The organism is Enterobacter cloacae complex sp. 372C4 (assembly GCF_050030615.1).
In the GTDB taxonomy this organism is placed as follows: domain Bacteria; phylum Pseudomonadota; class Gammaproteobacteria; order Enterobacterales; family Enterobacteriaceae; genus Enterobacter; species Enterobacter intestinihominis.
In genome coordinates this window covers 1,971,687-1,995,005 of sequence record NZ_JBLGUQ010000001.1, presented here as the reverse complement: position 1 = coordinate 1,995,005, position 23,319 = coordinate 1,971,687, and the positions used below count along the sequence as shown (strand labels likewise).

20 protein-coding genes and 1 other annotated feature are annotated in these 23,319 nt (G+C 56.2%); of the genes, 3 read left to right on the top strand and 17 right to left on the bottom strand.

Annotated features, from left to right (window positions below; all coding sequences use genetic code 11):
* Positions 1-40 precede the first annotated feature (40 nt).
* Both ACQG11_RS09565 and ACQG11_RS09560 read right to left on the bottom strand, forming a co-directional pair.
* Positions 41-1,363, bottom strand: coding sequence for a 6-phospho-alpha-glucosidase (locus ACQG11_RS09565; RefSeq protein WP_426728332.1), 1,323 nt, complete (start codon positions 1,361-1,363; stop codon positions 41-43).
* Complete coding sequence (locus tag ACQG11_RS09560) at positions 1,360-2,982, bottom strand: alpha-glucoside-specific PTS transporter subunit IIBC (protein WP_426728331.1); 1,623 nt, start codon at positions 2,980-2,982, stop codon at positions 1,360-1,362. The genes ACQG11_RS09565 and ACQG11_RS09560 overlap by 4 nt, the downstream gene beginning before the upstream one ends.
* A 221-nt stretch (positions 2,983-3,203) precedes the next feature.
* Between ACQG11_RS09560 and ACQG11_RS09555 the strand changes: the two genes are divergently transcribed.
* Entirely contained in the window at positions 3,204-3,950 is a 747-nt protein-coding gene (locus tag ACQG11_RS09555) for a GntR family transcriptional regulator (protein ID WP_022646541.1), read from the top strand.
* On the opposite strand, the gene ACQG11_RS09550 is transcribed toward ACQG11_RS09555, so the two are convergent.
* The 3 genes from ACQG11_RS09550 to ibpA form a co-directional block, all read right to left on the bottom strand.
* A complete protein-coding gene (locus tag ACQG11_RS09550) occupies positions 3,918-5,579 on the bottom strand; it encodes a putative transporter (RefSeq protein ID WP_032626695.1) in 1,662 nt (553 codons plus the stop codon). The genes ACQG11_RS09555 and ACQG11_RS09550 overlap by 33 nt on opposite strands.
* 172 nt (positions 5,580-5,751) lie before the next feature.
* On the bottom strand, positions 5,752-6,180 hold the full coding sequence (gene ibpB / locus ACQG11_RS09545) for a small heat shock chaperone IbpB (protein ID WP_022646539.1): 429 nt from the start codon (positions 6,178-6,180) through the stop codon (positions 5,752-5,754).
* A gap of 136 nt (positions 6,181-6,316) precedes the next feature.
* Entirely contained in the window at positions 6,317-6,727 is a 411-nt protein-coding gene (ibpA, locus tag ACQG11_RS09540; RefSeq protein WP_003861094.1) for a small heat shock chaperone IbpA, read from the bottom strand.
* Positions 6,721-6,795 (bottom strand) — a sequence feature (ROSE (Repression Of Heat Shock gene Expression) occurs in the 5'-region of heat shock genes and acts as an RNA thermometer to modulate expression.). Its footprint overlaps the gene before it by 7 nt.
* Before the next feature lie 247 nt (positions 6,796-7,042).
* Here ibpA and ACQG11_RS09535 point away from each other — a divergent pair.
* Complete coding sequence (locus ACQG11_RS09535) at positions 7,043-7,375, top strand: YceK/YidQ family lipoprotein (protein WP_426728330.1); 333 nt, start codon at positions 7,043-7,045, stop codon at positions 7,373-7,375.
* On the opposite strand, the gene ACQG11_RS09530 is transcribed toward ACQG11_RS09535, so the two are convergent.
* The 8 genes from ACQG11_RS09530 to ACQG11_RS09495 form a co-directional block, all read right to left on the bottom strand.
* Positions 7,372-8,601, bottom strand: coding sequence for a DUF3748 domain-containing protein (locus ACQG11_RS09530; RefSeq protein WP_426728329.1), 1,230 nt, complete (start codon positions 8,599-8,601; stop codon positions 7,372-7,374). The genes ACQG11_RS09535 and ACQG11_RS09530 overlap by 4 nt on opposite strands.
* Positions 8,602-8,652: 51 nt before the next feature.
* On the bottom strand, positions 8,653-9,990 hold the full coding sequence (locus ACQG11_RS09525; protein WP_161496779.1) for an MFS transporter: 1,338 nt from the start codon (positions 9,988-9,990) through the stop codon (positions 8,653-8,655).
* 117 nt (positions 9,991-10,107) lie between these two features.
* Complete coding sequence (gene dgoD / locus ACQG11_RS09520; protein WP_017694024.1) at positions 10,108-11,256, bottom strand: galactonate dehydratase; 1,149 nt, start codon at positions 11,254-11,256, stop codon at positions 10,108-10,110.
* Positions 11,253-11,870 carry a 2-dehydro-3-deoxy-6-phosphogalactonate aldolase gene (locus tag ACQG11_RS09515; RefSeq protein ID WP_038414979.1) on the bottom strand — a complete coding sequence of 206 codons (618 nt, stop codon included), beginning with the start codon at positions 11,868-11,870 and terminating at the stop codon, positions 11,253-11,255. Before ACQG11_RS09515 ends, dgoD begins: the two co-directional genes overlap by 4 nt.
* A complete protein-coding gene (locus ACQG11_RS09510; protein WP_023298955.1) occupies positions 11,854-12,732 on the bottom strand; it encodes a 2-dehydro-3-deoxygalactonokinase in 879 nt (292 codons plus the stop codon). The genes ACQG11_RS09515 and ACQG11_RS09510 overlap by 17 nt, the downstream gene beginning before the upstream one ends.
* On the bottom strand, positions 12,729-13,418 hold the full coding sequence (gene dgoR / locus ACQG11_RS09505; protein WP_003861109.1) for a D-galactonate utilization transcriptional regulator DgoR: 690 nt from the start codon (positions 13,416-13,418) through the stop codon (positions 12,729-12,731). The genes ACQG11_RS09510 and dgoR overlap by 4 nt, the downstream gene beginning before the upstream one ends.
* Before the next feature lie 225 nt (positions 13,419-13,643).
* Positions 13,644-14,456: a sugar-phosphatase gene (yidA, locus tag ACQG11_RS09500; protein WP_045308263.1), complete on the bottom strand. Its 813-nt coding sequence runs from the start codon at positions 14,454-14,456 to the stop codon at positions 13,644-13,646.
* A 113-nt stretch (positions 14,457-14,569) separates the two neighbouring features.
* A complete protein-coding gene (locus ACQG11_RS09495) occupies positions 14,570-15,595 on the bottom strand; it encodes a zinc-dependent alcohol dehydrogenase family protein (protein ID WP_063853998.1) in 1,026 nt (341 codons plus the stop codon).
* Positions 15,596-15,705: 110 nt separating this feature from the next.
* Between ACQG11_RS09495 and ACQG11_RS09490 the strand changes: the two genes are divergently transcribed.
* On the top strand, positions 15,706-16,641 hold the full coding sequence (locus ACQG11_RS09490; RefSeq protein ID WP_426728328.1) for a LysR family transcriptional regulator: 936 nt from the start codon (positions 15,706-15,708) through the stop codon (positions 16,639-16,641).
* A 34-nt stretch (positions 16,642-16,675) separates the two neighbouring features.
* Here ACQG11_RS09490 and gyrB read toward each other — a convergent pair whose 3' ends face one another.
* Genes gyrB through dnaA form a run of 4 tightly spaced genes read right to left on the bottom strand, consistent with a single transcriptional unit; the run spans position 16,676 to position 22,688 of the window.
* Positions 16,676-19,087 (bottom strand): DNA topoisomerase (ATP-hydrolyzing) subunit B, encoded by a 2,412-nt coding sequence (gene gyrB / locus ACQG11_RS09485; protein ID WP_023298951.1) that lies wholly within the window; start codon positions 19,085-19,087, stop codon positions 16,676-16,678.
* A gap of 28 nt (positions 19,088-19,115) precedes the next feature.
* Positions 19,116-20,189 (bottom strand): DNA replication/repair protein RecF, encoded by a 1,074-nt coding sequence (recF, locus tag ACQG11_RS09480; protein WP_022646527.1) that lies wholly within the window; start codon positions 20,187-20,189, stop codon positions 19,116-19,118.
* Positions 20,189-21,289, bottom strand: coding sequence for a DNA polymerase III subunit beta (gene dnaN / locus ACQG11_RS09475; RefSeq protein ID WP_003861122.1), 1,101 nt, complete (start codon positions 21,287-21,289; stop codon positions 20,189-20,191). The genes recF and dnaN overlap by 1 nt, the downstream gene beginning before the upstream one ends.
* A 4-nt stretch (positions 21,290-21,293) precedes the next feature.
* Positions 21,294-22,688 (bottom strand): chromosomal replication initiator protein DnaA, encoded by a 1,395-nt coding sequence (gene dnaA / locus ACQG11_RS09470; protein WP_003861124.1) that lies wholly within the window; start codon positions 22,686-22,688, stop codon positions 21,294-21,296.
* Between the last annotated feature and the right edge of the window lie 631 nt (positions 22,689-23,319).

The following is a 23,319-nucleotide window of genomic DNA, read 5'->3' as shown; positions in this document are numbered from 1 at the left end:
GGACAAGGAGACCGGCATCTGGCGATGCCGGTCAGAAAGATTAGTGCAGCTCTGGCCAGTAATCCTTATTAGCTTCAATCAGCTCGTCCAGAATCGCCTTCGCCACCGATGCGCTCGGTACGGTTTTCGACAGGGTAATCGCCTGCCAGAGTTTCTGATACGAGCGCTGCTCCCAGGCGTCCACCACCAGTTTTTCCACCGCCACCTGCTGGCTCATGAGCCCTTTCTGGAAGTGAGGAATATCACCCACGGTCAGCGGCTCCGGTCCGTTGTGGCCGACCAGACACGGAATTTCTACCATCGCGTCGGCGTCAAAATTATGGATAGCCCCATTGTTAGGCACAATCAGCAACATGCGTTCCTGGGTGTTAAAGGCAATCGCGGTCGCCAGATCGACGATGTACGACGCATGTTCGTCGATTTCCAGTTCACCGGCAGAAGAATGACCGGCTTCGATAATCGCCCGGCATGAACTGAATACATGCTTCTCACGGTGATCCATCACTTCATTGGCGCGGGTACGCTCCGGGTTGGAATGGGCGACCACATAGTCCGGGAACAGGTAATACTTCAGGTAGGTGTTCGGCATGGTGTCCGGATCCAGCGCCTGTACGTCTTTGGCCTTGGCGAAGGTATCGTTCCAGCTCGCTTCAGTATGCACATCTTCCGAAGGCGGAACATAACCGTTTTTCGCCACGTATTCGCGCAGTTTCGGCATCAGATCGTTTCCGTTCAGATCTTCAATCGACGTCCACCAGCCGAAGTGGTTCAGACCGTAGTAGCGCACGCGCATCTCTTTGCGGTCTTTCAGGCCGACGATTTGCGCCATACGGCCTTCAATGCCGATCGGCATGTCGCAGATGTTGAGGATTTTCGCGTTCGGACGCAGGCGGCGCGTGGCTTCCGCGACAATCGCCGCCGGGTTGGAGTAGTTCAGCATCCACGCTTTCGGGGAGTACTGCTCCATATAATCTACCAGCTCAAGCACGCCGCCGATGGAGCGCATGCCGTAGGAGATGCCACCCGGCCCGCACGTTTCCTGGCCCAGCACGCCGTGGCGCAGCGGGATTTTTTCATCTTTTTCACGCATCGGGTATTTGCCCACGCGAATATGCGCCATCACGAAATCCACATCGGTAAAGGCTGCTTTCGGATCGGTGGTGTAACTAAATTCAATCTCAGGCGCCTGCTCCCTGAGGATGATTTTGCACGCCTCGGCGATAACCTCCTGACGTGCTCCGTCATTGTCATAGAACTTCAGCGCACGCAGCGGGAAACGGTCACGGTTGGCTAACAGCATCAGGACGATACCAGGCGTGAATGTACTGCCGCCGCCTGCAATAACAACTGAGAATTTTTTCATGATATAGCCTCTGTCAGAGTGGTTTGTTCGTTTGTTAAAGGGGTTTTCATCAGCGATTCCAGCTGGTCGCGCACCTGAGGAACGTGCAGACCGACAATCACCTGAATGCCGTTGCCGCGTCGCACCACACCGTGTGCGCCCAGGGCTTTGAAGACGTCGTCGCTTTGGGTTTTCGTCATATCCACCAGGGCGATACGCAGGCGGGTGGCGCAGTTATTGATACTTTCGATATTTGCTGCGCCGCCGAGCGCCTGTAAGAACCCAGCGGCCTGTCCGACCTGCTGGCTGGCTGCTGCCGGGGCGGTGGTTTGCCCACGCGCCGCCTTATAGTCGGCCTTGCTGTAGAGCTTGATTTCGCTCTCTTCCCGGCCCGGCGTTTTCAGATTCAGACGTTCGATAAGCGTCCTGAAGACCACGAAATAGAGAGCGGTGAAGCAGAGGCCGATGCCAATCTGGGTGAATACCGTCGAGGCGTGGTTATGGAACATCGGGATCCAGTTTTGCGGCAGGAACTGGTCCAGCAGACCGCCCCCCATGTTCCCCACCACCCCGAAGGTATACATCACCGTCGTCATCGTTGCGGCCAGCACGGCGTGGATGGCAAACAGCAACGGCGAGATAAACAGGAAGGTGAACTCCAGCGGTTCGGTAATACCCACCAGCACGGCGGTAAGCGTGGCCGGAACCAGCAGCCCCGCAACCTTGACGCGGTTTTCCGGCGACGCGGTGTACCAGATCGCCAGCGCAATCCCGACCGAGCCAAACACTTTCGAATTGCCGTGCAGGGCGAAGCCGCCTTCAGGGAACAGTGTTTTTAGCGGCACAGTGCTCTGGCTGAATTCCTGCAGGTGCTGAGCCCAGTAGACCTGAATGCCGCCCTCTACCGCCGCCGGGCCGAAGATAAACGGGCCGTAGACAAAGTGGTGCAATCCGGTTGGGATCAGAATGCGTTCCAGGAAGGTATAGACCCATACGCCGAGCGCACCGGCAGAGCGCAGGAACGCCTGCAGGGACTCAATGCCCATCTGCACTTTCGGCCAGCCCAGCAGCGTCAGCCAGGCGCAGGGGATCATCACGAAAAACGCGAGGATAACGACAAACGAGGTGCCCTGGAAAATCCCCAGGAAGACCGGCAACGGCTTGTCGAAAAATCGGTTGTGGATGGCGGTGACGAGCCCGGAAATGATAATCGCCCCGATGATGCTGGTATCAAGCGTTTTGATTCCGGCAATCATCGCCAGCCCGCTGCCAGCAGTGGGTTCAGCAGAGAAGTCGACGCCAAAGAAGTGACCCCAGGTCATCCCCATCGCGTTGATAAAGTAGTTCCAGGTCAGAAAGCTAATCAGCACCGCCAGACAGGCGCGGCCCTGCGCCTGCTTTGCCAGGCCAATCGGTAAGCCGACAGCAAAAATCAGCGGCATATTGCGGAACACCGCCCAGCCGCCCTCTTCGATGATGTGAACAATCTGCGCGAACAGATGATCGGGGGCCGTTAAAGCTTCGCCGACAAACAGCGGGTTGCGAAGCATGATGGCGATCCCGACCACGATCCCGGCAAAGGGAAACAGTAAAACCGGGGTGAACATGGCGCCGCCAAAACGTTGTATTTGACTGAGCATTTTTAAATCCTCATGAAACAACCTGTAGGGGTAGAGGCCTTTATGATTTTTTACTGGCCTGAGGTGAGCATAAGAAGTTACTGATGCGGGAACATGGCGTGCCGCTGCGATTCGTGATCGCATTCATGGTTTTAATTTGACCAATCAGGTCTACTTTTGATAGCAAATATGGACAAGTTAAGACGTAATCCACGCCATAACGGGCGAACAGAGGTCTACAGGTGATCTACAAATCTATTGCCGACAGATTGCGGCTACGACTCAATTCGTCGGACTACAACATTGGCAGCCCGTTACCCGGCGAAAAAGCGCTGGCAAAGGAGTTTGGCGTAGCCCGGATGACCATCCGCAAGGCATTGGATCTGCTGGTAAGCTGGGGGCTGGTTGAACGTCGACACGGCAGCGGGACGTTCGTGGCGCGCAAAGACGTTCATCATGAAACGACTAACCTGACCGGGCTGGTGGAGGTACTGCGCCAGCAGGGGAAAGAAGTGCAGAGCAAGGTGTTGCAGTTTGAAGTGATGCCCGCGCCGCCCGCCATCGCCAGCCAGTTGCGGATTCAGGTTGATGAGCGGATCTATTTTTCAAGGCGGGTACGTTACGTGGACGGAAAACCGCTGATGCTGGAGGACAGCTTTATGCCGGTGAAGCTGTTCCGCAATCTTTCCCTGGCGCATCTCGAAGGGTCTAAATTTGATTACATCGAGAAGGAGTGCGGGATCACCATTAGCGGCAACTACGAGAGCCTGACGCCAGTGCTGGCAGATAAACAGCTGGCCGGTTATATGAATCTGCCGGAACAGACGCCGCTGCTGCGCATCACCTCTCTTTCCTACAGCGACAGCGGCGAGTTCCTCAACTATTCCGTGATGTTCAGGAACACCAGCGATTACCAGGTGGACTACCATCTGCGGCGTATCCACCCGGAAGACTTATTAGCCCATCCCCCAGAACAGCACCGCCAGTAGTTGCGGGGTGATAATGCGCAAAAACATCACCAGCGGATAGACCGTGGCGTAGGACAACGCCGCCGCGCCGCTGGTGGCGTGCAGGTTATTGGCGAACGCCAGGGCGGGCGGATCGGTCATGGAACCGGCCAGCATGCCGCACAGCGTGAGATAGTTCATTTTAGCGAACATACGCGCCAGTAATCCGACCGTTATCAGCGGGATGGCGGTAATGAATATGCCGTAGCCTACCCAGCTCATCCCTTCGCCGTTAACCAGGGTATCGACAAAATCGCCGCCGGATTTCAGTCCCACCACCGCCAGAAACAGCACGATGCCCAACTCCCGCAGCGCCAGGTTAGCGCTCGGCGGCATAAACCAGTAGAGCTTACCGATGGAGCCGATACGCCCGAGGATCAGCGCCATAATGAGCGGCCCGCCTGCCAGCCCCAGCTTCAGGGCTACCGGGAAGCCGGGCACGTACAGGGGGATGGAGCCAAGCATGACGCCAAGCCCGACGCCGATAAAGACCGGCAGCATCTGCACCTGCTGGAGTTTTTGCTGGGCGTTGCCCACCATGTCCGCTACGGCATCAATGGATGAAGGACGCCCGACGAGGTTGAGAATATCACCGAATTGCAGGCTGGCATCCTGGCTGGCCACCAGCTCGACACCAGCGCGGTTTAGCCGGGAGATCACCACGTCATAACGCTCTTTTACCTGCAAATCGCGTATTTTCTTGCCCAGGACCTTCTCATTGGTCACTACCACGCGCTCCACGCGCATGTCCGTTCCACGGGTTGAGAGCGAGGTATCCACCTCCTGACCAATCACCAGCCGGGCATTGTTTAAATCCGCCGGTTGCCCTACCAGATGCAGGAGATCGCCGTGCTGAATGAGTGTGTCAGGTGAAGGCACCATCAGCGTGTCGTCACGTTTCAGGCGTGAACAGATAATGGTCGCGCTGTTCAGAATGGGGACATCCTGTATCGCCATATTATTCAGGTTGGGGTTTTCGACGCGAATGTTGATGGTTTTAATAAGCGCATGGCCGTTGGTCAGCGTGCTTTCATGCTCTTTCGCCTCCTGCTCGACGTTAATGCGGAACAGCACGCGCACCAGCCACATGGAGAGCAAAATACCGCAAATGCCAAACGGATAGGCCATGGCGTAGCTCATCCCCATCTGATCGACGACATCAGCAGGGATACCCAGATCGCGCAGAATTTGCTGGCCCGCCCCGAGCGCGGGCGTGTTGGTTACGGCGCCGGAGAAGATGCCCAGCACGACGGGCAGCGGAATAGCGAAGAGTTTGTGCAGAATGGCGGTGACCAGCCCACCCATCACGACGATGCCGAAGGCAAAGAGATTAAGGCGTAAACCGGAGACGCGCAGGGAAGCGAAGAAGCCCGGCCCCACCTGAATACCGATGGTATACACAAAGAGGATCAGGCCGAACTCCTGGATGAAATGCAGCATATCGGCGCTGAGCACCCACCCAAGCTGGTCGGCAAAATGGCCGACAAAAATCCCGCCGAAAAGCACCCCGCCAATCCCAAACCCGACGCCGCGGATTTTGATATTCCCCAGCCATAGCCCCACTACCGCGACAAGGGCCAACACGCTGACGGTTAACGCGATATCACTCATGTTCCACATCCTGTGCATAACCTTAGTTATATCAAGGATTCTCTCAGAGCTGGCGGCGGTTGTATGGGCGATGGCGCACAAAAAAGCCCTGCCGGGGCAGGGCCTTGTGCGGTCTGTGAGCGTTGTCGGGTGGCGGCTGCGCCTTACCCGACCTACAGTTTCGGCGGGTTTGTTAACTGTTTAACGCCGGCCTGTCGCTAATGGCGATGCGCTGCGGCGCGATAGCTTCCGGCACGTTACGGGTGAGGTCAATATTCAGCAGCCCGTTAGTGAACGTCGCGCCAGAAACTTCCATATGGTCTGCCAGGGTAAAGCTCAGGCTAAACGGCTGAGTGACAAGCCCCTGATGCAACCATTTGGTCTCGGTGTCAGGTTTTTCCGGTGACCCTTTAACGGTCAGGCGCGTACCCTCAAGCTGGATGTCGAGATCTTCCTGACGGAACCCGGCCAGCGCAAGCGTGATGCGGTAGTGGTTATCATCGCTTTTTTCGATGTTGTACGGCGGAAACGTCTGCTGTTCGGTTGCGCTTTGCAGCGCGTTAGCCAGTTTGTCAAAACCGATCCACTGACGCAGCAGGGGGGAAAAATCATAGTTACGCATACTAAATCTCCTTCTGAGAAGCGAGTTCGGCACAGTTTATTTTTGTGCGCAGTTGTACCTGCAAACCCTTACGGATTCGCATATGCTCCCTTTACGGCAAGCAATTTCAGGTGGGCCGCAGCCGCGACCCGCTTAATTAATTGATTTCGATACGACGCGGTTTTTTCTCTTCCGGAATCACACGTTCCAGCTCGATAAACAGCAGGCCGTTCACCAGGTTCGCGCCCTTGACGTGGATGTTCTCAGCCAGCTGGAACTTGCGTTCAAAGTTGCGCTCTGCGATGCCCTGGTAGAGGTAGGTTCGTTCTTTCTGCTCGCCCGCATGGGAGCCTTTCACCACCAGCAGATTGTCCTGCGCGGTGATCTCCAGTTCGCTCTCTGCGAAACCGGCGACAGCAATCGCAATGCGATAGTGGTTTTCGTCAACCAGTTCAACGTTGTAAGGAGGATAGCCGTTGCTCTGGCTCTGGTTGTTTTCTAAGTGGTTGAACAGACGATCAAAACCAATGGCAGAACGGTATAGCGGAGAGAGATCGAAATTACGCATAGATAAAAACTCCTGGAATCAGCGAGAAAATGTAGCCTTCCACCATGGACAGGCTTCTGCTTCCCCGAACACCCATCAGGCGTGTCCGTTATCGGGTTACATTCTTAAAATGGGTCTGGATACGGCCTTTTCAAGCCTGTTGATGTGAGATTTTTTTGCACTTTGCTGGTTGTCGCATAGACTCAGGGGCACAGCACAAAGGGTTAAATTGCGATGGCGACCACAGTGCGGGAGTTTTGAGCTATCCATTTTGAACGCGCCTCGCTATAACCCTGAGTTGCAGGTCAATGCCGTGCTACTAATGATGACTGAGTGATGATGAGAAATGTTCTGATTAAGCTGGCGACGTTCAGCGGGGTTGTTTTACTTTGCGGGTGTTCGAGCGTGATGTCGCACACCGGCGGTAAAGAAGGAACATATCCGGGGACGCGCGCCAGTGCCGCCATGATCTCTGATGATGAGACAAACTGGGGTACCAAATCTCTGGTGATTCTTGATATGCCGTTTACGGCGGTTGCCGATACGCTTCTGCTGCCGTGGGATATGTTCCGCACCGACAGCTCAGTGCGTTCGCGCGTTGAGAAAAGCGAGCAGGAGACGCTGGCGACTAACTCCGTCATCCCACCCGCAGAGATGACCCCGCGCTAATTCTGTGCGGTTTCCGTTAGCCACAGCTGGCGGAAACCGTCCTTCTCTTCCATCCACGCAACAAAACGTCCGTCCGGGGAAAACACCACAGCGTCAGCAGACGGCGGGTTGCCATGATCGGACGTCAAAAACGTCACCTCTCCGGTCTGCGCATCGCAGCAGGCAATGCAGCCTGCAAGCACAAATCCCAGCCCGTTGCCGGAAGGATGCCAGTTAAAGGCCGACTGAATATCGCTCTCAGCGTGGGTCAACTGACGCGGCTCACCGCCTTCAGGGGAGATAAGCCACAGCTGCACAATGCCGTTATCGTCCCGCATTAAAAACGCAATCTGCGTCCCCTGTGGATTGCTGCGCACCCAGTGGCGCGGCACGTTCACCAGCCCCGGATACGCCTTCTGATGGGTGAAGGTAAGGCGGCGTTGCATGACGCCCGCAGGCGGCGCGGGCATTGTATCCGGCGTCCCCTGCAACGGCGCATCGCCCGCCCGTTTCCAGCCCTGCTCGTCCTTGGGAAGGTTCACAATAAACAGTTCGGGCACTTTCTCGCCTTTCGCAGACACCGTATCGCCGATAAACGCCAGCCTGTCGTTGTCCACCCAGCCCTCTTCATAGGCGCGGTTGATCTCATCGCTGCCCGGTTGCGGGTTCGGCGTTGTCCGGCTTACCAGTACGCTCCAGAAGGTTCCGGCATATTCCCGCGGATGGTTCCCCTGTGGGTTTACCGGACCAAAAGGCGCCGCCACCCCGACGTTACGCAAATCCAGCTGCGGATCGCGCGCGTGCAGCACATGGTCGTTATAGGTAAAGCTGACGAACTGCCCGTTCGGGCTAAAAACGTGAACGTGGGTGCCGCCACGCAGCGCACCTGCCGTGTAAGGCGCGGTGATATCCATCGCATCAAGATTGCTCACCTGACCATTGTGCGCAATCACCCCCTGACGATGGTGAAAATCATACTGCCAGTCTGCATCCGGGTTTTTCGGGCCGTGGATAAAAACATATTTGTCCTGCGCCGGATGAACGGTCACCACGCCGACATGCGCGCCGTCAGTCGCACGGTAGATCACCTCAACCTCGCCCGTACCGACGTTGACCCGCTCAATGGTTTTACCGGTAAAAGACGCGCCGGACGGGCGGACATCATAGACAAGCCACTGGCTGTCTGGCGTCCAGATGTTGATGTTGGTGAGCTGGTGGTTGCGGGAAGCGAAGGTGATTTGTTTCATGAAAATACCCTGATGCGCGGTTATCGCATCAGGGTAAAACATCCGAAGGGATTAGCCTACTCGTTTCACGTCACCTACCAGCAGGATGTAGGAGAGCGCGCCGATCAGCGCCACGGCAGAGATATACACCAGAGCCGGACCAAAGCCGTAGTCCTGCGCCAGGTAACCGATGACCAGCGGCACGGTGATCCCGCCCAGGCCGCCAACGAAGTTAAACACGCCACCGGTCAGGCCAATCAGCCGCATCGGTGCCAGGGACGACACCAGCGACCAGGTGATGGAGGCAAAACCGTTCCCGAAGAACGCTACCGCCATCAGGGTCATGATCCACACTGGATCGTTGGTGTAGTTCGCTCCCATGATGCAGGTAGAGATCAGCAGTCCGCAGATAATCGGCGTTTTACGCGCAACGCCCAGTGAGAAGCCTTTTTTCACCAGCTTATCCGCCAGCCAGCCCGAGAGCAGGACGCCGAAAAACGCCGCAAGGAAGGGTACGGTGGTCATAAAGCCCGCCTTCAGCGCGGTTATCCCTTTTTCCTGGGTCAGATAGTTCGGGAACCAGGTGAGGAAGAACCACAGCGTGGAGGTCACCGCGAACTGTCCCAGATACACGCCCACCAGCTTACGGTGGAAGACCAGCTTCCAGTCCGCTCTGGTCAGCGGCTGGCGCGCCTCTTTTTTCACGGGCGCATCGCCATCCACCAGGCCACCGCCGTCGCGGATGTAGTCCAGTTCGGCTTTGGTGATGCTTTTGGTCAGACGCGGCGGCTGATAGACCTTAAACCAGATTAACGACCAGATAATGCCGATCCCGCCGGTGACGATGAACACCCAGTGCCAGCTCAGCAGCTCCTGGATCCAGATTAACAGCGGCGTCAGAAACGCCAGACCAACAAACTGCCCGGAGGTGTAAAAACCAACAGCGGAAGCGCGTTCGTGTTCAGGGAACCAGCTGGTCACCATGCGGTTGTTGGTCGGGAACGCGGGCGCTTCAAACACCCCGGTGATGGCGCGCAGGCCTATCAGCGACATCAGCCCGGTGGCGAAGCCCTGGAACAGGGTCGCCACGGACCAGCCCAAAATAGCGATAAAGTAGGTCAGACGTGACCCCACGCGGTCAAGGAACCAGCCGCCGGGGATCTGGCAGAGCGTATACAGCCAGGCAAACGCCGAGAAGACGTAACCCATTTCCGCTTTGGTGATGCCAAACTCTTCCTGAATATGGGCCGAGGCCACGGCGAGGTTGGCGCGGTCGACATAACAGATGACCACGGTAATAAAGATCATGATCAGCGTCAGGTAACGACGACGCCCGGTTTTTGCAGCAGTAACTGGAATATCCATCGCAATCTGTCTCCAGATTTTGGGCATAGCGAAGCCGCTCACCATGCCCTGTAATTTACAGAGGGTTATATTTTTTCTATGTACGTTTTTTTTGCCCGGTGGCGCTTCGCTTACCGGGCCTACGAGAGAGTAGGCCGGATAAGCGTAGCGCCATCCGGCGATTTACCACTCGGCTACGGAACCGTCTTCAAGACGCCACAGTGGGTTACGCCAGTCCGGCGCACTTTTACTCAGCTCAATGACTTTGGCTTCGTCGATCTCCACGCCAAGGCCCGGCTTCGTTAACGGTTTAAAGAAACCACCTTCCATGCTGAAGTCTTCTTTGTTTTTCACAAAGTCGAGCAGCTCCGCGCCCTTGTTATAGTGAATGCCCATGCTTTGTTCCTGGAACACCGCATTGCGGGAGACGAAGTCGACGTGCAGGCAGGCCGCCAGCGCAATCGGCCCAAGCGGACAGTGCGGCGCCAGCGCCACATCGTAGGCTTCTGCCATGCCGGCAATTTTGTAGCATTCGGTGATGCCACCCGCGTGGGAGAGGTCCGGTTGCAGGATCGCAATGCCGCCCGCTTCCAGCACGCGCTTAAACTCGAAGCGCGAGAACATACGCTCCCCCGCCGCGATGGGAATGTGCGTCTGTTCAGCCAGTTTTGGATAGTATTCCGCCTGCTCGGCCAGAACAGGCTCTTCAATAAACAGCGGGCGATACGGCTCCAGCTCTTTAATCAGCACTTTGGCCATTGGCGCGCTGACGCGGCCGTGGAAATCCAGGCCAAACTCAATCTCGTTGCCGAAAGCCTCGCGGATTTGCGCCACGGTGTTCACCGCCCGGTCTACCGCGCGCGAGTTATCGATAACGCCCATCTCTTCGCAGCCGTTGAGTTTGAAGGTGTCAAAACCGATGTTGCGCAGCTGCCGGATACCGTCGATCACTTCCGCAGGGCGGTCACCGCCCACCCAGCTGTAGGCTTTGATTTTGTCTCGCACCAGGCCGCCCATTAATTGCCAGACCGGGGCATTCAGAACTTTGCCTTTGATATCCCACAGCGCCTGATCGATACCGGCGATGGCGCTCATCAGGATCGGACCGCCACGGTAAAATCCCGCCCGGTACATGACCTGCCACAGGTCGTTGATGCGCGCCGGATCCTGGCCAATCAGGTATTCACCCAGCTCGTGAACCGCGGCTTCAACCGTACGCGCACGGCCTTCAATCACCGGCTCGCCCCAGCCAACCACGCCTTCGTCGGTTTCGATTTTCAGGAACATCCAACGCGGGGGTAAACGGTACGTGGTAAGTTTGGTTATTTTCATTGCACTGCCTCTCGATACGCTTTCACAAATGCTGCCGCCTGCTGTGCGGTACGCTCAACGGGCTGTCCGGCACGATAGAGATCGCTGCCCAGCCCCGCGCCCGCACAACCTGCTTTTATCCACTGCACCAGGTTTTCCGGCGTGACGCCGCCCACGGCAAAGACCGGCACGCTGGCGGGTAAGACCGCTTTCAGCGCTTTGATGTAATCCGGACCAAAGGCCGACGACGGGAAAATTTTGAGAGACTGTGCGCCCGCATCGAGGGCGGCAAAGGCTTCTGTGGCCGTGGCGCAACCCGGGCATACGGTCATGCCGTAATCCACCGCCCGGCGGATCACCTCGGGGTTGATATTCGGTGTGACGATAAGCTTGCAGCCCATCTTCGCCAGTTCATCCACCTGCTCCGGCTGTAATACGGTACCAGCACCAATCAGCGCCTTATCACCGAACGCCTTAACAACTGCCGGAATGCTTTTTTCCCATTCCGGGGAGTTGAGCGGGATTTCCACCGCGTCGAACCCGGCGTCGATCACCGCGCCAACGTGCGCTAAGGCCTCACCGGGCGTGATACCGCGCAAAATCGCGATCAGGGGAAGTTCAGTTTGCCACTGCATGAGCGATGCTCCTTATGCCTGCCTGAAATGCCGTGTCGCCTTCCACCGCAGCAACATCCCGTCCGATAGCGTGGAACGCCTGGCGGTAACGAGACGTCAGCGATGAACCCGCGACGAGCGTGATGGCCTGCTGCCCGGCGAACCCGTCGCTCAGGGCGGCGACTTCTGCGCCAATCAGCAGGCCGGACAGAAATTCGCTGACCTGCTCGCGCGGAAGATTTCCCAGCACGTGCGAGGCGCGAACCTCAAAAAGTTGCGGCAAAACGGCAGGGGATGCGATCCCGCGCTCAAGCCCGGCGGCAAACGCTTCCGGCGAAGGGGTTTGCTCCGGCAAACCGGCCCCCACCAGCGAATGCTTAAGCAGCAAGTGGTGCAGTTCGCCGGTCATCACCGTGCGGAAATCATGAATTTGCTCAGCATCCGCCTGGACCCATTTGCAGTGCGTCCCGGGCATGACGTAGACAGAAGAAGGAGAAAGGGTGCGCGCCCCGAGCAGCTGCGTCTCTTCGCCGCGCATCACGTTATGGTTATCGTCGCGAGAGACGCATAAACCGGGAATAATCCAGACATTATCGCCAACGGACGTTAACTGCTCGCCAACGGCGGTGAAATGCACCGGAACCGACAGGTAAGGCGCAACCTTCCAGCCCACGTTACTGCCGACCATTCCGGCCATCACCACTGGCGTAGTACCGTCGCGCCAGTTTTGTGTCACCTCTGCTAACACCGCTTCGGGGGATTTACCGTTCAGGCGCGTCACACCTGCTTCTGATTGCCTGCTTTCCAGACACTGCTCGCCCTGGTAGAGCCAGGCGCGCAGATTGGTCGATCCCCAGTCAATTGCGATGTAGCGTGATGTCATGTGATTTCCTTCAACCTTCGTGTCGAGCTGGCGATCATGGTTAGCGCCGCCTGCTCTGCCGCATCGCCGTCCTGATGCCGTATCGCATCGAACAGCGCTTTATGTTCCTGAAGCGTTTTCGGCATGTTGGCCTCATCGCCCATCCAGGTACGTTCAAATACTGCTCGCTGTAGCGAGCTGATCGCCACGCTAAGCTGCTGTAAAACCGGGTTATGCACCGACTGCAATACCGCCTCGTGATAGCGAATGTCCGCTTCGTTGAACGCCTCCCGATTCTGGTTATTGGCGATCATGTCGTTCAACGCCGACTCAATCTGTGCCAGGTCACCTGACGTTGCGCGCTCTGCTGCCCAGCGGGCAATGGCCGGTTCCACCAGATTTCGGACTTCGCTCATCGCGCCGATAAGCCGTGGGTCGTAGTCGTTTTCCAGTACCCATTGCAGAACATCGGTATCGAGGTAGTTCCACTGGTTACGCGGCGCAACAAACGCCCCGCGATAGCGCTTCATTTCAATCAGACGCTTCGCCATTAGCGAGCGGAACACTTCCCGGATGATGTTGCGCGAGGTTTCAAACTCTTCGCACAGTTCGGCCTCTGCTGGCAGCGGCGAACCGGGAACGTATTTGCCACCCACAATCTGGGTGCCCAGCGTGATGACAATGCGATCGGTTTTATTGAGTGTCATGGAGAGTCCTTGTGCTCTGTAAGTCCATCACTACTTTACCGCGACCGCTGAATTTCGCCTCACTTTTGCAGTACAAACGTGAGGCCATTCGTCTTTGCCGTGGTGACAATGTAGTACAATCATTTAATGTTGTACTACAATCCAGATCACAAAAAGAACAATTCGGTAAATTCAGGGCAAAAAAAAGCCCCGGTTGATAACCAGGGCTGATGATTTAAGCGTTTGTTACGACAGAACGAATTTCTCGATCGCCCAGGCAACGCCGTCTTCCAGGTTAGATTTGGTAACGAAGTTCGCCACGTCTTTTACCGACGGGATGGCGTTATCCATCGCCACGCCCATGCCCGCATACTCGATCATCGCAATATCGTTTTCCTGATCGCCCAGCGCCATGATCTCCTCAGGCTTAATGCCCAGCGCATCGGCAAGCGATTTCACGCCCGTGCCTTTATTGACGCGTTTATCAAGGATTTCGAGGAAGTACGGCGCGCTTTTCAGCACGGTGTATTTCTCTTTTACCTCAGCCGGAATGCGTGAGATGGCTTTGTCGAGGATCGCGGGTTCGTCGATCATCATTACTTTCAGGAACTGGGTTGCCGGATCCATGTTTTCCGCTTCGCAGAACACCAGTGGAATGGTTGCAACGTAGGACTCGTGCACCGTGTAGTAGCTGATATCGCGGTTGGCGGTGTAAAGCGTATTACGATCGAGCGCGTGGAAGTGGGAGCCTACTTCGCGGGACAGTTTTTCCAGGAACAGGTAGTCATCATAGCTCAGTGCAGTTTGCGCCACCGTGCTGCCATCTGCTGCCTTTTGCACCAGTGCGCCGTTATAGGTGATGCAGTAATCGCCAGGCTGATTCATGTGCAGCTCTTTCAGGTAGCTGTGCACCCCGGCATACGGGCGTCCGGTGGTGAGCACCACGTTCACGCCTTTTTCGCGTGCGGCGGCGATCGCATTTTTAACGGCAGGAGAGATAGTGTGGTCTGGCAGCAGCAGCGTGCCGTCCATATCGATTGCAATGAGTTTGATAGCCATGAGGTCCCCGGGATAAATGAGTGCTATTTCATGCTAACGCGATTAAGCACACAAAAATAGAGCTACCTTGCGTAACAAAAAGCCCCTTTTATATTTATCCCGGGAACAAGAACTCACTCGCGGGTGAGAACGATTTTGCCAAACGCACCGCGATCCAGATGCTCAAGCGCCTGTTCCAGTTCGTCAAAACGATAGCGATGTTCAATCACCGGTTTTAACTCCGTGACATCAACAGCACGGACAAAATCTTCCAGCGCCCGGCGGTGTCCAACCCCAATTCCCTGAATGACGGGGGATTTCAGCAGCAGCTCGCCAGCAGGCAGGGAAATGTCCGTTCCGGCCAGCACGCCAATAACGGAGATACGCCCGTGAACGGCTACCGCGCGAAGGGAATGTCTCAGGTTCTCCCCACCCACGGTTTCGATAATGTGGTCGATGCCGCGATCCTGCGTCAGTGCCAGCGTATTTTCAGCCCAGTCGCCTTTCAGTCGGTTGATGCCCTGGCTGGCTCCCAGCTTTTTGGCTAGTGCCAGTTTTTCATCACTCCCCGACGTAACAATAACTTCTGCGCCGTGCGCTTTTGCTATCTGCAAAGCGAATAGCGCCACACCGCCCGTGCCTTGTACCAGCACCGATTGCCCGGCGCGTAAATGACCGCGCTCCACCAGCGCAAACCATGCGGTAAGCCCCGCGCAAGGAAGCGTGCTGGCCTCAGCGTCATCCAGGCTTTCCGGGGACGCCACCAGCGCGTTTTCACTCACAATCACATATTCGGCCAGCATGCCCTGGAAGTATCCACCGGACGTTTTATAGGGCAAATCGCGCGCGTCTGCCTGCGGCTTGCCGTCGATCCATTCCGGGAAGAAGGTTGAGATGACGCGTGCGCCGGGTTTGAAACGCGTAACGCCTTCACCAATGCTGTCCACCACGCCCGCCATGTCAGACGCCGGGGTAAACGGGAAGGAAAGCGGGATCGGCATTGTGCCTTCAACAACCATTTTATCCCGGTAGTTGAGCGCAACGGCATTAACCCTTACGCGAACCTCCCCCGGGCCTGGCTGTGACACAGGCACCTGAACAAGCTGAAGGCTCTCGCGCCCAAGGGCGTTCATTGACCAGCGCTGCATTGTTTCTGTCATTTTTTCTCTCCTGCCATCAAATAAGCTTTAGGACTGACAGTCTACCGTTGACGCCTGGTCGCCAGTGGCGATAAGTTTTCCCATAATTGATGACGCAGTGGATACAATCCATGACCGATACGCTGAAGGATATACCTGTATTTGTGGCCGCCGTTGAGGCGGGAAGTTTTGCGCAGACCGCCGTCCGTCTGCATTTGTCGCGCTCGGCGGTAGGAAAAAGCATTGCTCGTCTTGAAGAGCGGCTGGGCGTACGTCTTTTCCAGCGTACCACCCGCAGCCAGAGGCTGACCGACAACGGCGCGCTTTTTTATGAACGCTGCCTTCGCGCGCTGGAGGAGATTCGGGGCGCGGAGTCGCTGCTTGAAACAGGGAAGCAGCAGGTCAGCGGCCGCCTGCGCGTCGCCATGCCGGTTCTGTTTGGTCGCCAGTGCGTCGCGCCACTGCTGATAGAACTGACGCAGGAACATCCTGGGCTTGAGCTTGAAATGTCATTCAGCGACCGCGTGGTGGATCTGGTAGAGGAAGGCTTTGATATGGCGGTACGTAACGGCACGCTGCAGGACAGCAGCCTGCTGGTCGCCAGAAGGCTGGGCGAGCATCGCATGGTGCTGTGTGCCGCCCCGGATTACCTGATGAAGAACGGCCATCCAGAAAACGTTGCTGATTTACCCCACCACACTGCCATTAACTATCTGCGATCAGGCAGAGTGCTGCCCTGGCAGCTAATGGATAGCGAAGGGAGATCGCACACCTTTACTCCCCGCTCATCGCTCAATATGGATGATTTACAGGCAATCTGCGACGCTGCGCTGGCCGGACACGGCCTTGCGTGGTTGCCCTGCTGGATGGCCCGCAGAGAAATACATCAGGGAAAACTCATCCCGCTTTTAAAGCAGGCACCGGACGTGCGCTTCGACGTTCATGCAGTCTGGCAGCAGACGCCGCATCTGCCGCTGAGGGTTAGAATAGCGATAGATACGCTGGCGAGCCGTTTACCGTCCGTGATGTCGCTGGATATGCCTGCGCCCATAAAAAAGCCGCGCTAAAAGCGCGGCCTGTTATCGTGCGGTATTACGACGATTAAATATCGATATTCGCCGCTTTCAGGGCGTTCTCTTCGATGAAGGCGCGACGTGGTTCAACCGCATCGCCCATCAGGGTCGTGAACAGCTGATCCGCTGCGATTGCGTCTTTAACGGTGACGCGCAGCATGCGACGGCTTTCCGGATCCATGGTGGTTTCCCACAGCTGATCCGGGTTCATTTCGCCCAGGCCTTTATAACGCTGAATAGAGAGGCCACGACGGGACTCTTTCACCAGCCACTCCAGCGCCTGTTCGAAGCTGGCTACCGGCTGACGACGCTCGCCACGTTCGATGAACGCGTCGTCTTCGATCAGACCACGCAGCTTCTCGCCGAGGGTGCAGATACGGCGGTATTCCGGACCGGTAACAAACTCGTGCTCCAGCGGGTAGTCGGTATCGACGCCGTGGGTACGCACGCGAACAATCGGCTCGAACTGCTGCTCAGCGTTCTGCTGAACGTCGAACTTCCACTGGCTGCCGTGCTGCTCTTTCTCGTTCAGCTCGCTCACCAGGGTGTTCACCCAGCGGGTGACGGTCTGCTCGTCGCTCAGATCGGCTTCGGTCAGGGTCGGCTGATAAATCAGCTCTTTCAGCAGCGCTTTCGGATAGCGACGCTCCATACGGCCAATCATTTTCTGCGTGGCGTTGAACTCGGAGACCAGACGCTCCAGCGGTTCACCGGCCAGCGCTGGCGCGCTGGAGTTTGCGTGCAGGGTCGCACCATCAAGGGCGATCGCGATTTGGTACTGATCCATCGCCTCGTCATCTTTAATGTACTGTTCCTGCTTGCCTTTCTTCACTTTATACAGCGGCGGCTGGGCAATGTAGACGTGGCCGCGCTCAACGATTTCCGGCATCTGACGATAGAAGAAGGTCAACAGCAGCGTACGAATGTGCGAGCCGTCGACGTCCGCATCTGTCATGATGATGATGCTGTGATAGCGCAGTTTGTCCGGGTTGTACTCGTCGCGACCGATGCCGCAGCCGAGCGCGGTGATGAGCGTCGCCACTTCCTGAGAAGAGAGCATCTTGTCGAAGCGCGCTTTCTCAACGTTAAGGATTTTACCCTTCAGCGGCAGAATCGCCTGGTTCTTGCGGTTACGGCCCTGCTTTGCAGAACCGCCCGCGGAGTCCCCTTCCACAAGGTACAGTTCAGAAAGCGCCGGATCGCGTTCCTGGCAGTCAGCCAGTTTGCCCGGCAGGCCTGCCAGATCCAGCGCGCCTTTACGACGGGTCATTTCACGGGCTTTACGCGCCGCTTCACGGGCACGCGCCGCATCGATAATTTTACCCACCACGATTTTCGCGTCGGACGGGTTTTCCAGCAGGTATTCGCTCAGCAGTTCGTTCATCTGCTGTTCAACCGCCGATTTCACCTCAGAAGAGACCAGCTTGTCTTTGGTCTGTGAGGAGAATTTCGGATCCGGCACCTTCACGGAGACCACGGCAATCAGGCCTTCACGGGCATCGTCACCGGTGGCGCTGACTTTCGCTTTTTTGCTGTAGCCTTCTTTGTCCATGTAGGCGTTCAGGGTACGGGTCATCGCCGCGCGGAAGCCCGCAAGGTGAGTACCGCCGTCGCGCTGTGGAATGTTGTTGGTAAAGCAGTAGATGTTTTCCTGGAAACCATCGTTCCACTGCAGTGCCACTTCCACGCCGATACCGTCTTTTTCAGTAGAGAAGTAGAAGATATTCGGGTGAATTGGCGTTTTGTTCTTGTTCAGATACTCAACGAACGCCTTGATACCGCCTTCGTAGTGGAAGTGGTCTTCTTTGTTGTCGCGTTTGTCGCGCAGTCGAATCGACACGCCGGAGTTCAGGAACGACAGTTCACGCAGGCGTTTCGCCAGGATCTCGTACTCGAATTCGGTGACGTTGGTGAAGGTTTCAAGGCTCGGCCAGAAACGCACCATGGTACCGGTTTTGTCGGTATCACCGGTAACGGCCAGCGGTGCCTGCGGCACACCATGGGTGTAAATCTGGCGGTGAATTTTGCCTTCGCGCTGGATAACCAGCTCCAGCTTCTGCGACAGGGCGTTTACTACGGATACGCCTACGCCGTGCAGACCGCCGGAAACTTTATAGGAGTTATCATCGAACTTACCGCCTGCGTGCAGAACGGTCATGATAACTTCCGCAGCAGATACGCCCTCTTCCGGGTGAATACCGGTTGGGATGCCACGACCATCATCGGTAACGGACACGGAGTTGTCCGCATGGATCGTGACCACGATGTCTTTACAGTGACCCGCGAGCGCTTCGTCGATAGCGTTATCTACCACCTCGAATACCATGTGGTGCAGACCGGTGCCGTCATCCGTGTCGCCGATATACATACCCGGGCGCTTACGCACCGCATCCAGTCCTTTCAGGACTTTGATACTGGAGGAGTCATAAGAATTCGACATCAACGTTTCTCGCTCATTTCAACTTGGGTTAATCCGTTATTTTACCCTTTTCCACGGTAAACATCTTCGAATTTTCGTCCGACATGTCCATAACGTGTTCAGCGCTAATGGCGCTGACGAAAACCTGCGACTGCGTGGCTTTTAAGCGGCTGGCAAGTAGCCCGCGCCGCGCGTCGTCAAGTTCCGAGGCAAAATCATCTATCAGGTACAGGCAGCGTCGCCCACTTTCGCGGGTGAGGAACTCCCCCTGCGCCAGGCGCAGCGCGCACATCAGGAGCTTCAGCTGCCCGCGCGACAGCGTGTCTTCCACCGGCGCACCGTCGGCACGAATGCGGAAATCCGCCTTGTGCGGGCCGTGCGCGGTGTAGGTCAACATGCGATCGCGCTCGAAGCTTCTCTCTAACACCTCGGCATAATCCGTCTCTTTTTCCCAGCCACGCTGGAAAGAGAAGGTGAGAGAGAACTCGGGTAAAAACTGTTTGCAGGTATCGGCCATGTCTTCGGCGATACCTGCGCTGTATTCGGCACGCCAGCGGCTGATTTGTTCCGCAAGAGGAATTAATTCCATGTCCCACGGACGCAGCTGGGCGTAGCGCGTGACCTGGCGCAATGCGGCGTTACGCTGTTTAAGCAGACGCTTCAGATTGCTCCAGGCGTTAAAGAAACCGGCTTCATTGTGAAAGCATCCCCAGTCGAGGAACGCTCTTCTGTATTTGGGGCCGCCGTTGAGTAAAGTAAACCCCTCCGGCGTAATCAGCTGCATCGGCATCAGCAGTGCCAGCTCCGCCACCTTGTGGCCGTCGGTGCCGTCGATGCGCACCTTGCTGTCGCCCTGCTTGTCTTTGGTCAGGCCGATGGCAGTTTCCCGCTCGGCACCCTGTAAGCGCCCATGCAGCACAAACGCATCCTGCTCGTGGCGAATCACGCGACCAATCTGCAAACTGCGAAACGCCCGGCCATGACCGAGCGTATAGATGGCTTCCAGCACGCTGGTTTTGCCGCTGCCGTTCGCGCCAACCAGGAAATTAAAGCCAGGGGATAAAGCGAGATCCGCGCTCTCGATGTTGCGAAAGTCGCGGATCAACAGACGGGTGAGCGACATTACAGTCTCATTGGCATGACAACATAAGCAGCCGACTGTGATGCGGCATCTTCAATCTGTACGCTCGAAACGGAGTCAGTCAGCAGGATGCGAACGTTCTCGCATTTCAGTGCATTCAGCACATCCAGCACATAGCTGACGTTGAAGCCGATTTCCATCTCAGCCCCGGCGTAGGTGACGTCCAGAATCTCTTCTGCCTCTTCCTGCTCCGGGTTGTTGGCGGTGATTTTGATCTGGTTTTCACTCACGTACAGACGTACGCCGCGGAATTTCTCGTTGGAGAGAATAGCGGCGCGCGCGAACGCCTGCTTGAGGATGTCGCAACCTGCCTCCAGCGTTTTGTCCGGGTTCTTCGGCAATACGCGGCGATAATCCGGGAAACGTCCGTCTACCAGCTTCGATGTGAAGACAAAATCGCCCACGTGGGCACGAATATTGTTGCTACCGATCTGCACGCGCAGCGGGGTGTCGCCGCCGTCGAGCATACGCATCAGTTCAATTACGCCTTTACGCGGTACGATCACCGAATGGTTTGGCAGTGAATCGCCAATCGGCATGGAACAGACCGCCAGACGGTGACCGTCTGTAGCCACGGTACGCAGCTCTTCACCTTCGGTTTCGAACAGCATGCCGTTTAAGTAGTAACGAACGTCCTGATGCGCCATGGAGAACTGCGTGGCTTCAATCAGACGCTTCATCGTCGCCTGCGGCAGGGTAAATTCAACTTCGCTCTGCCAGTCATCCAGGTTCGGGAAGTCCGCAGCGGGCAGCGTGGAGAGGGAGAAACGGCTGCGGCCAGAGCGCACCAGCATGCGGTCGCCCTCCAGCTGCACGGCGATTTCAGCGCCTTCCGGCAACCCACGGCAAATATCAAAGAATTTACGTGCCGGAACCGTGGTCGCGCCCGCGTCGTGCGGCTGAGTCAGCGTAACGCGCGCGATCATTTCCATTTCCAGATCTGTGCCGGTCAGCGACAGCGTACCGTCAGCGACCTGAAGCAGCAGGTTTCCAAGAATAGGCAGCGTAGGGCGGCCGCCTAATGGGCCACTCACCTGTTGCAGCGGTTTTAATAAATGTTCACGTTCAACGGTAAATTTCATAGCGTCACGATGATAATGTTCTGATTAAATTGGAAAAATCTTCTTTTATGTCGTGGCTTTCTTCGCGTAACTGCTCAATCTTGCGACAGGCGTGCAGCACGGTCGTATGGTCACGGCCACCAAACGCATCACCGATTTCCGGCAGGCTGTGGTTGGTGAGCTCTTTTGCCAGCGCCATCGCCATCTGACGCGGACGCGCCACCGAGCGGGAACGACGTTTAGACAGTAAATCTGCCACTTTGATCTTGTAGTACTCAGCCACCGTCTTCTGAATATTGTCGATGGTGACCAGTTTTTCCTGCAATGCCAACAAATCGCGCAGCGCTTCACGCACAAAATCGATGGTGATCGCACGACCGGTAAAATTGGCGTTGGCGATAACGCGGTTCAGTGCCCCTTCCAGCTCACGAACGTTGGAACGCAGGCGCTTGGCAATAAAGAACGCCACTTCACCCGGCAGGCGAATGTCGTTCTCGTCGGCTTTTTTCATCAGGATCGCGACGCGGGTTTCCAGCTCCGGCGGCTCGATCGCCACGGTCAGGCCCCAGCCGAAGCGGGATTTGAGACGATCTTCAACGCCGTTGATCTCTTTTGGATAACGATCCGAGGTCAAAATGATCTGCTGATTGCCTTCCAGCAGGGCGTTAAAGGTGTGGAAAAACTCTTCCTGCGATCGTTCTTTATTGGCAAAGAACTGGATGTCATCGATCAGCAGCGCATCAACGGAACGGTAGTAGCGTTTAAACTCTTCGATCGCATTGTTTTGCAGGGCTTTTACCATGTCCTGAACGAAGCGTTCGGAGTGCATATACACTACTTTGGCATTGGGCTTACGCGCCATAATGCCGTTGCCCACCGCATGCAGCAGGTGCGTTTTACCGAGACCCGTGCCGCCATAAAGGAACAGCGGGTTGTAAGCACCACCGGGATTATCGGCAACCTGACGGGCCGCCGCGCGCGCCAGCTGGTTCGACTTACCTTCAACGAAGTTATCGAACGTGTGTTTCACGTTAACATTAGAGCGGTAGGTAGGCTCAGCGGGGGCCGGAACGTTATCCCAGCCCTGACGAGCCGGTGCAACGCGAGGCGCTGGAGCGGGCGCCGCCTGTGCAGGGGCTGCCACATTGACAACTTCACGAACGGTTTGGGTGACCGGCTTTGTGCCCACTTCAAAACGCAGCTGTGGGGCATCTGACCCGCAGAAATCGTTCAGCAGTCCATTGATGTTATTAAGGTATTTATCCCTTACCCAATCGAGCACGAAACGGTTTGGCGCGTACAAAGCCAGCGTGTTATCGCTCAGTTCCGCCTGCAATGGGCGGATCCACATACTGAATTCTGTGGCTGGTAACTCATCCTGCAATCGGGCAAGACACTGCTGCCAAAGCGAAAGTGACACGGCGGACTCCACTCGAACAATAAAAGAAAACTATTGAATATTCATGATTGTTGGCGCACATCGACATGACCCCATCAGGGTGATGTGCGAACCGCTATCTGCGGTTATACACGCTATCGTTGATACAGCCTGAACGATGTTGTGTTTATGTCCGGCCAGGATCGCTGGATCCCGATCAGGACCGCGGATCATAGCCTAAACTGAGCCAGAGATCTTCTGTTTCTCACAGATTCTTCCCGATTTATCCACAGGAAGATCCGGAATCGGGTAAGTGTAAACGATCCTGACGCGAGTGCCTCGCGATTTAGGCCGCATATTGGAAAATTTAATGAGCACAGACAATTTTGGGCTTAAATGATCTAACGAAGATCCAGGAGGATCCTTGCGCTTTGTTGGCGAGCCCGTATAATCCTCGACCCGGCGCGTGATGCTCATCTTCCTGCGTCGTTCGTTGCTCATTTTCCACGCGAAATCGTGCGGAAATACGCAGGGATTTAAGGAAAGAGAATTGACTCCGGAGTGTACAATTATTACAATCCGGCCTCTTTAATCACCCACGCTGAGGCGTTAGTCGTTCGAATCTCGTTCGGGTATACGCAAAAGTCAGTGAATTTATTCAAGTTTAGGTAGA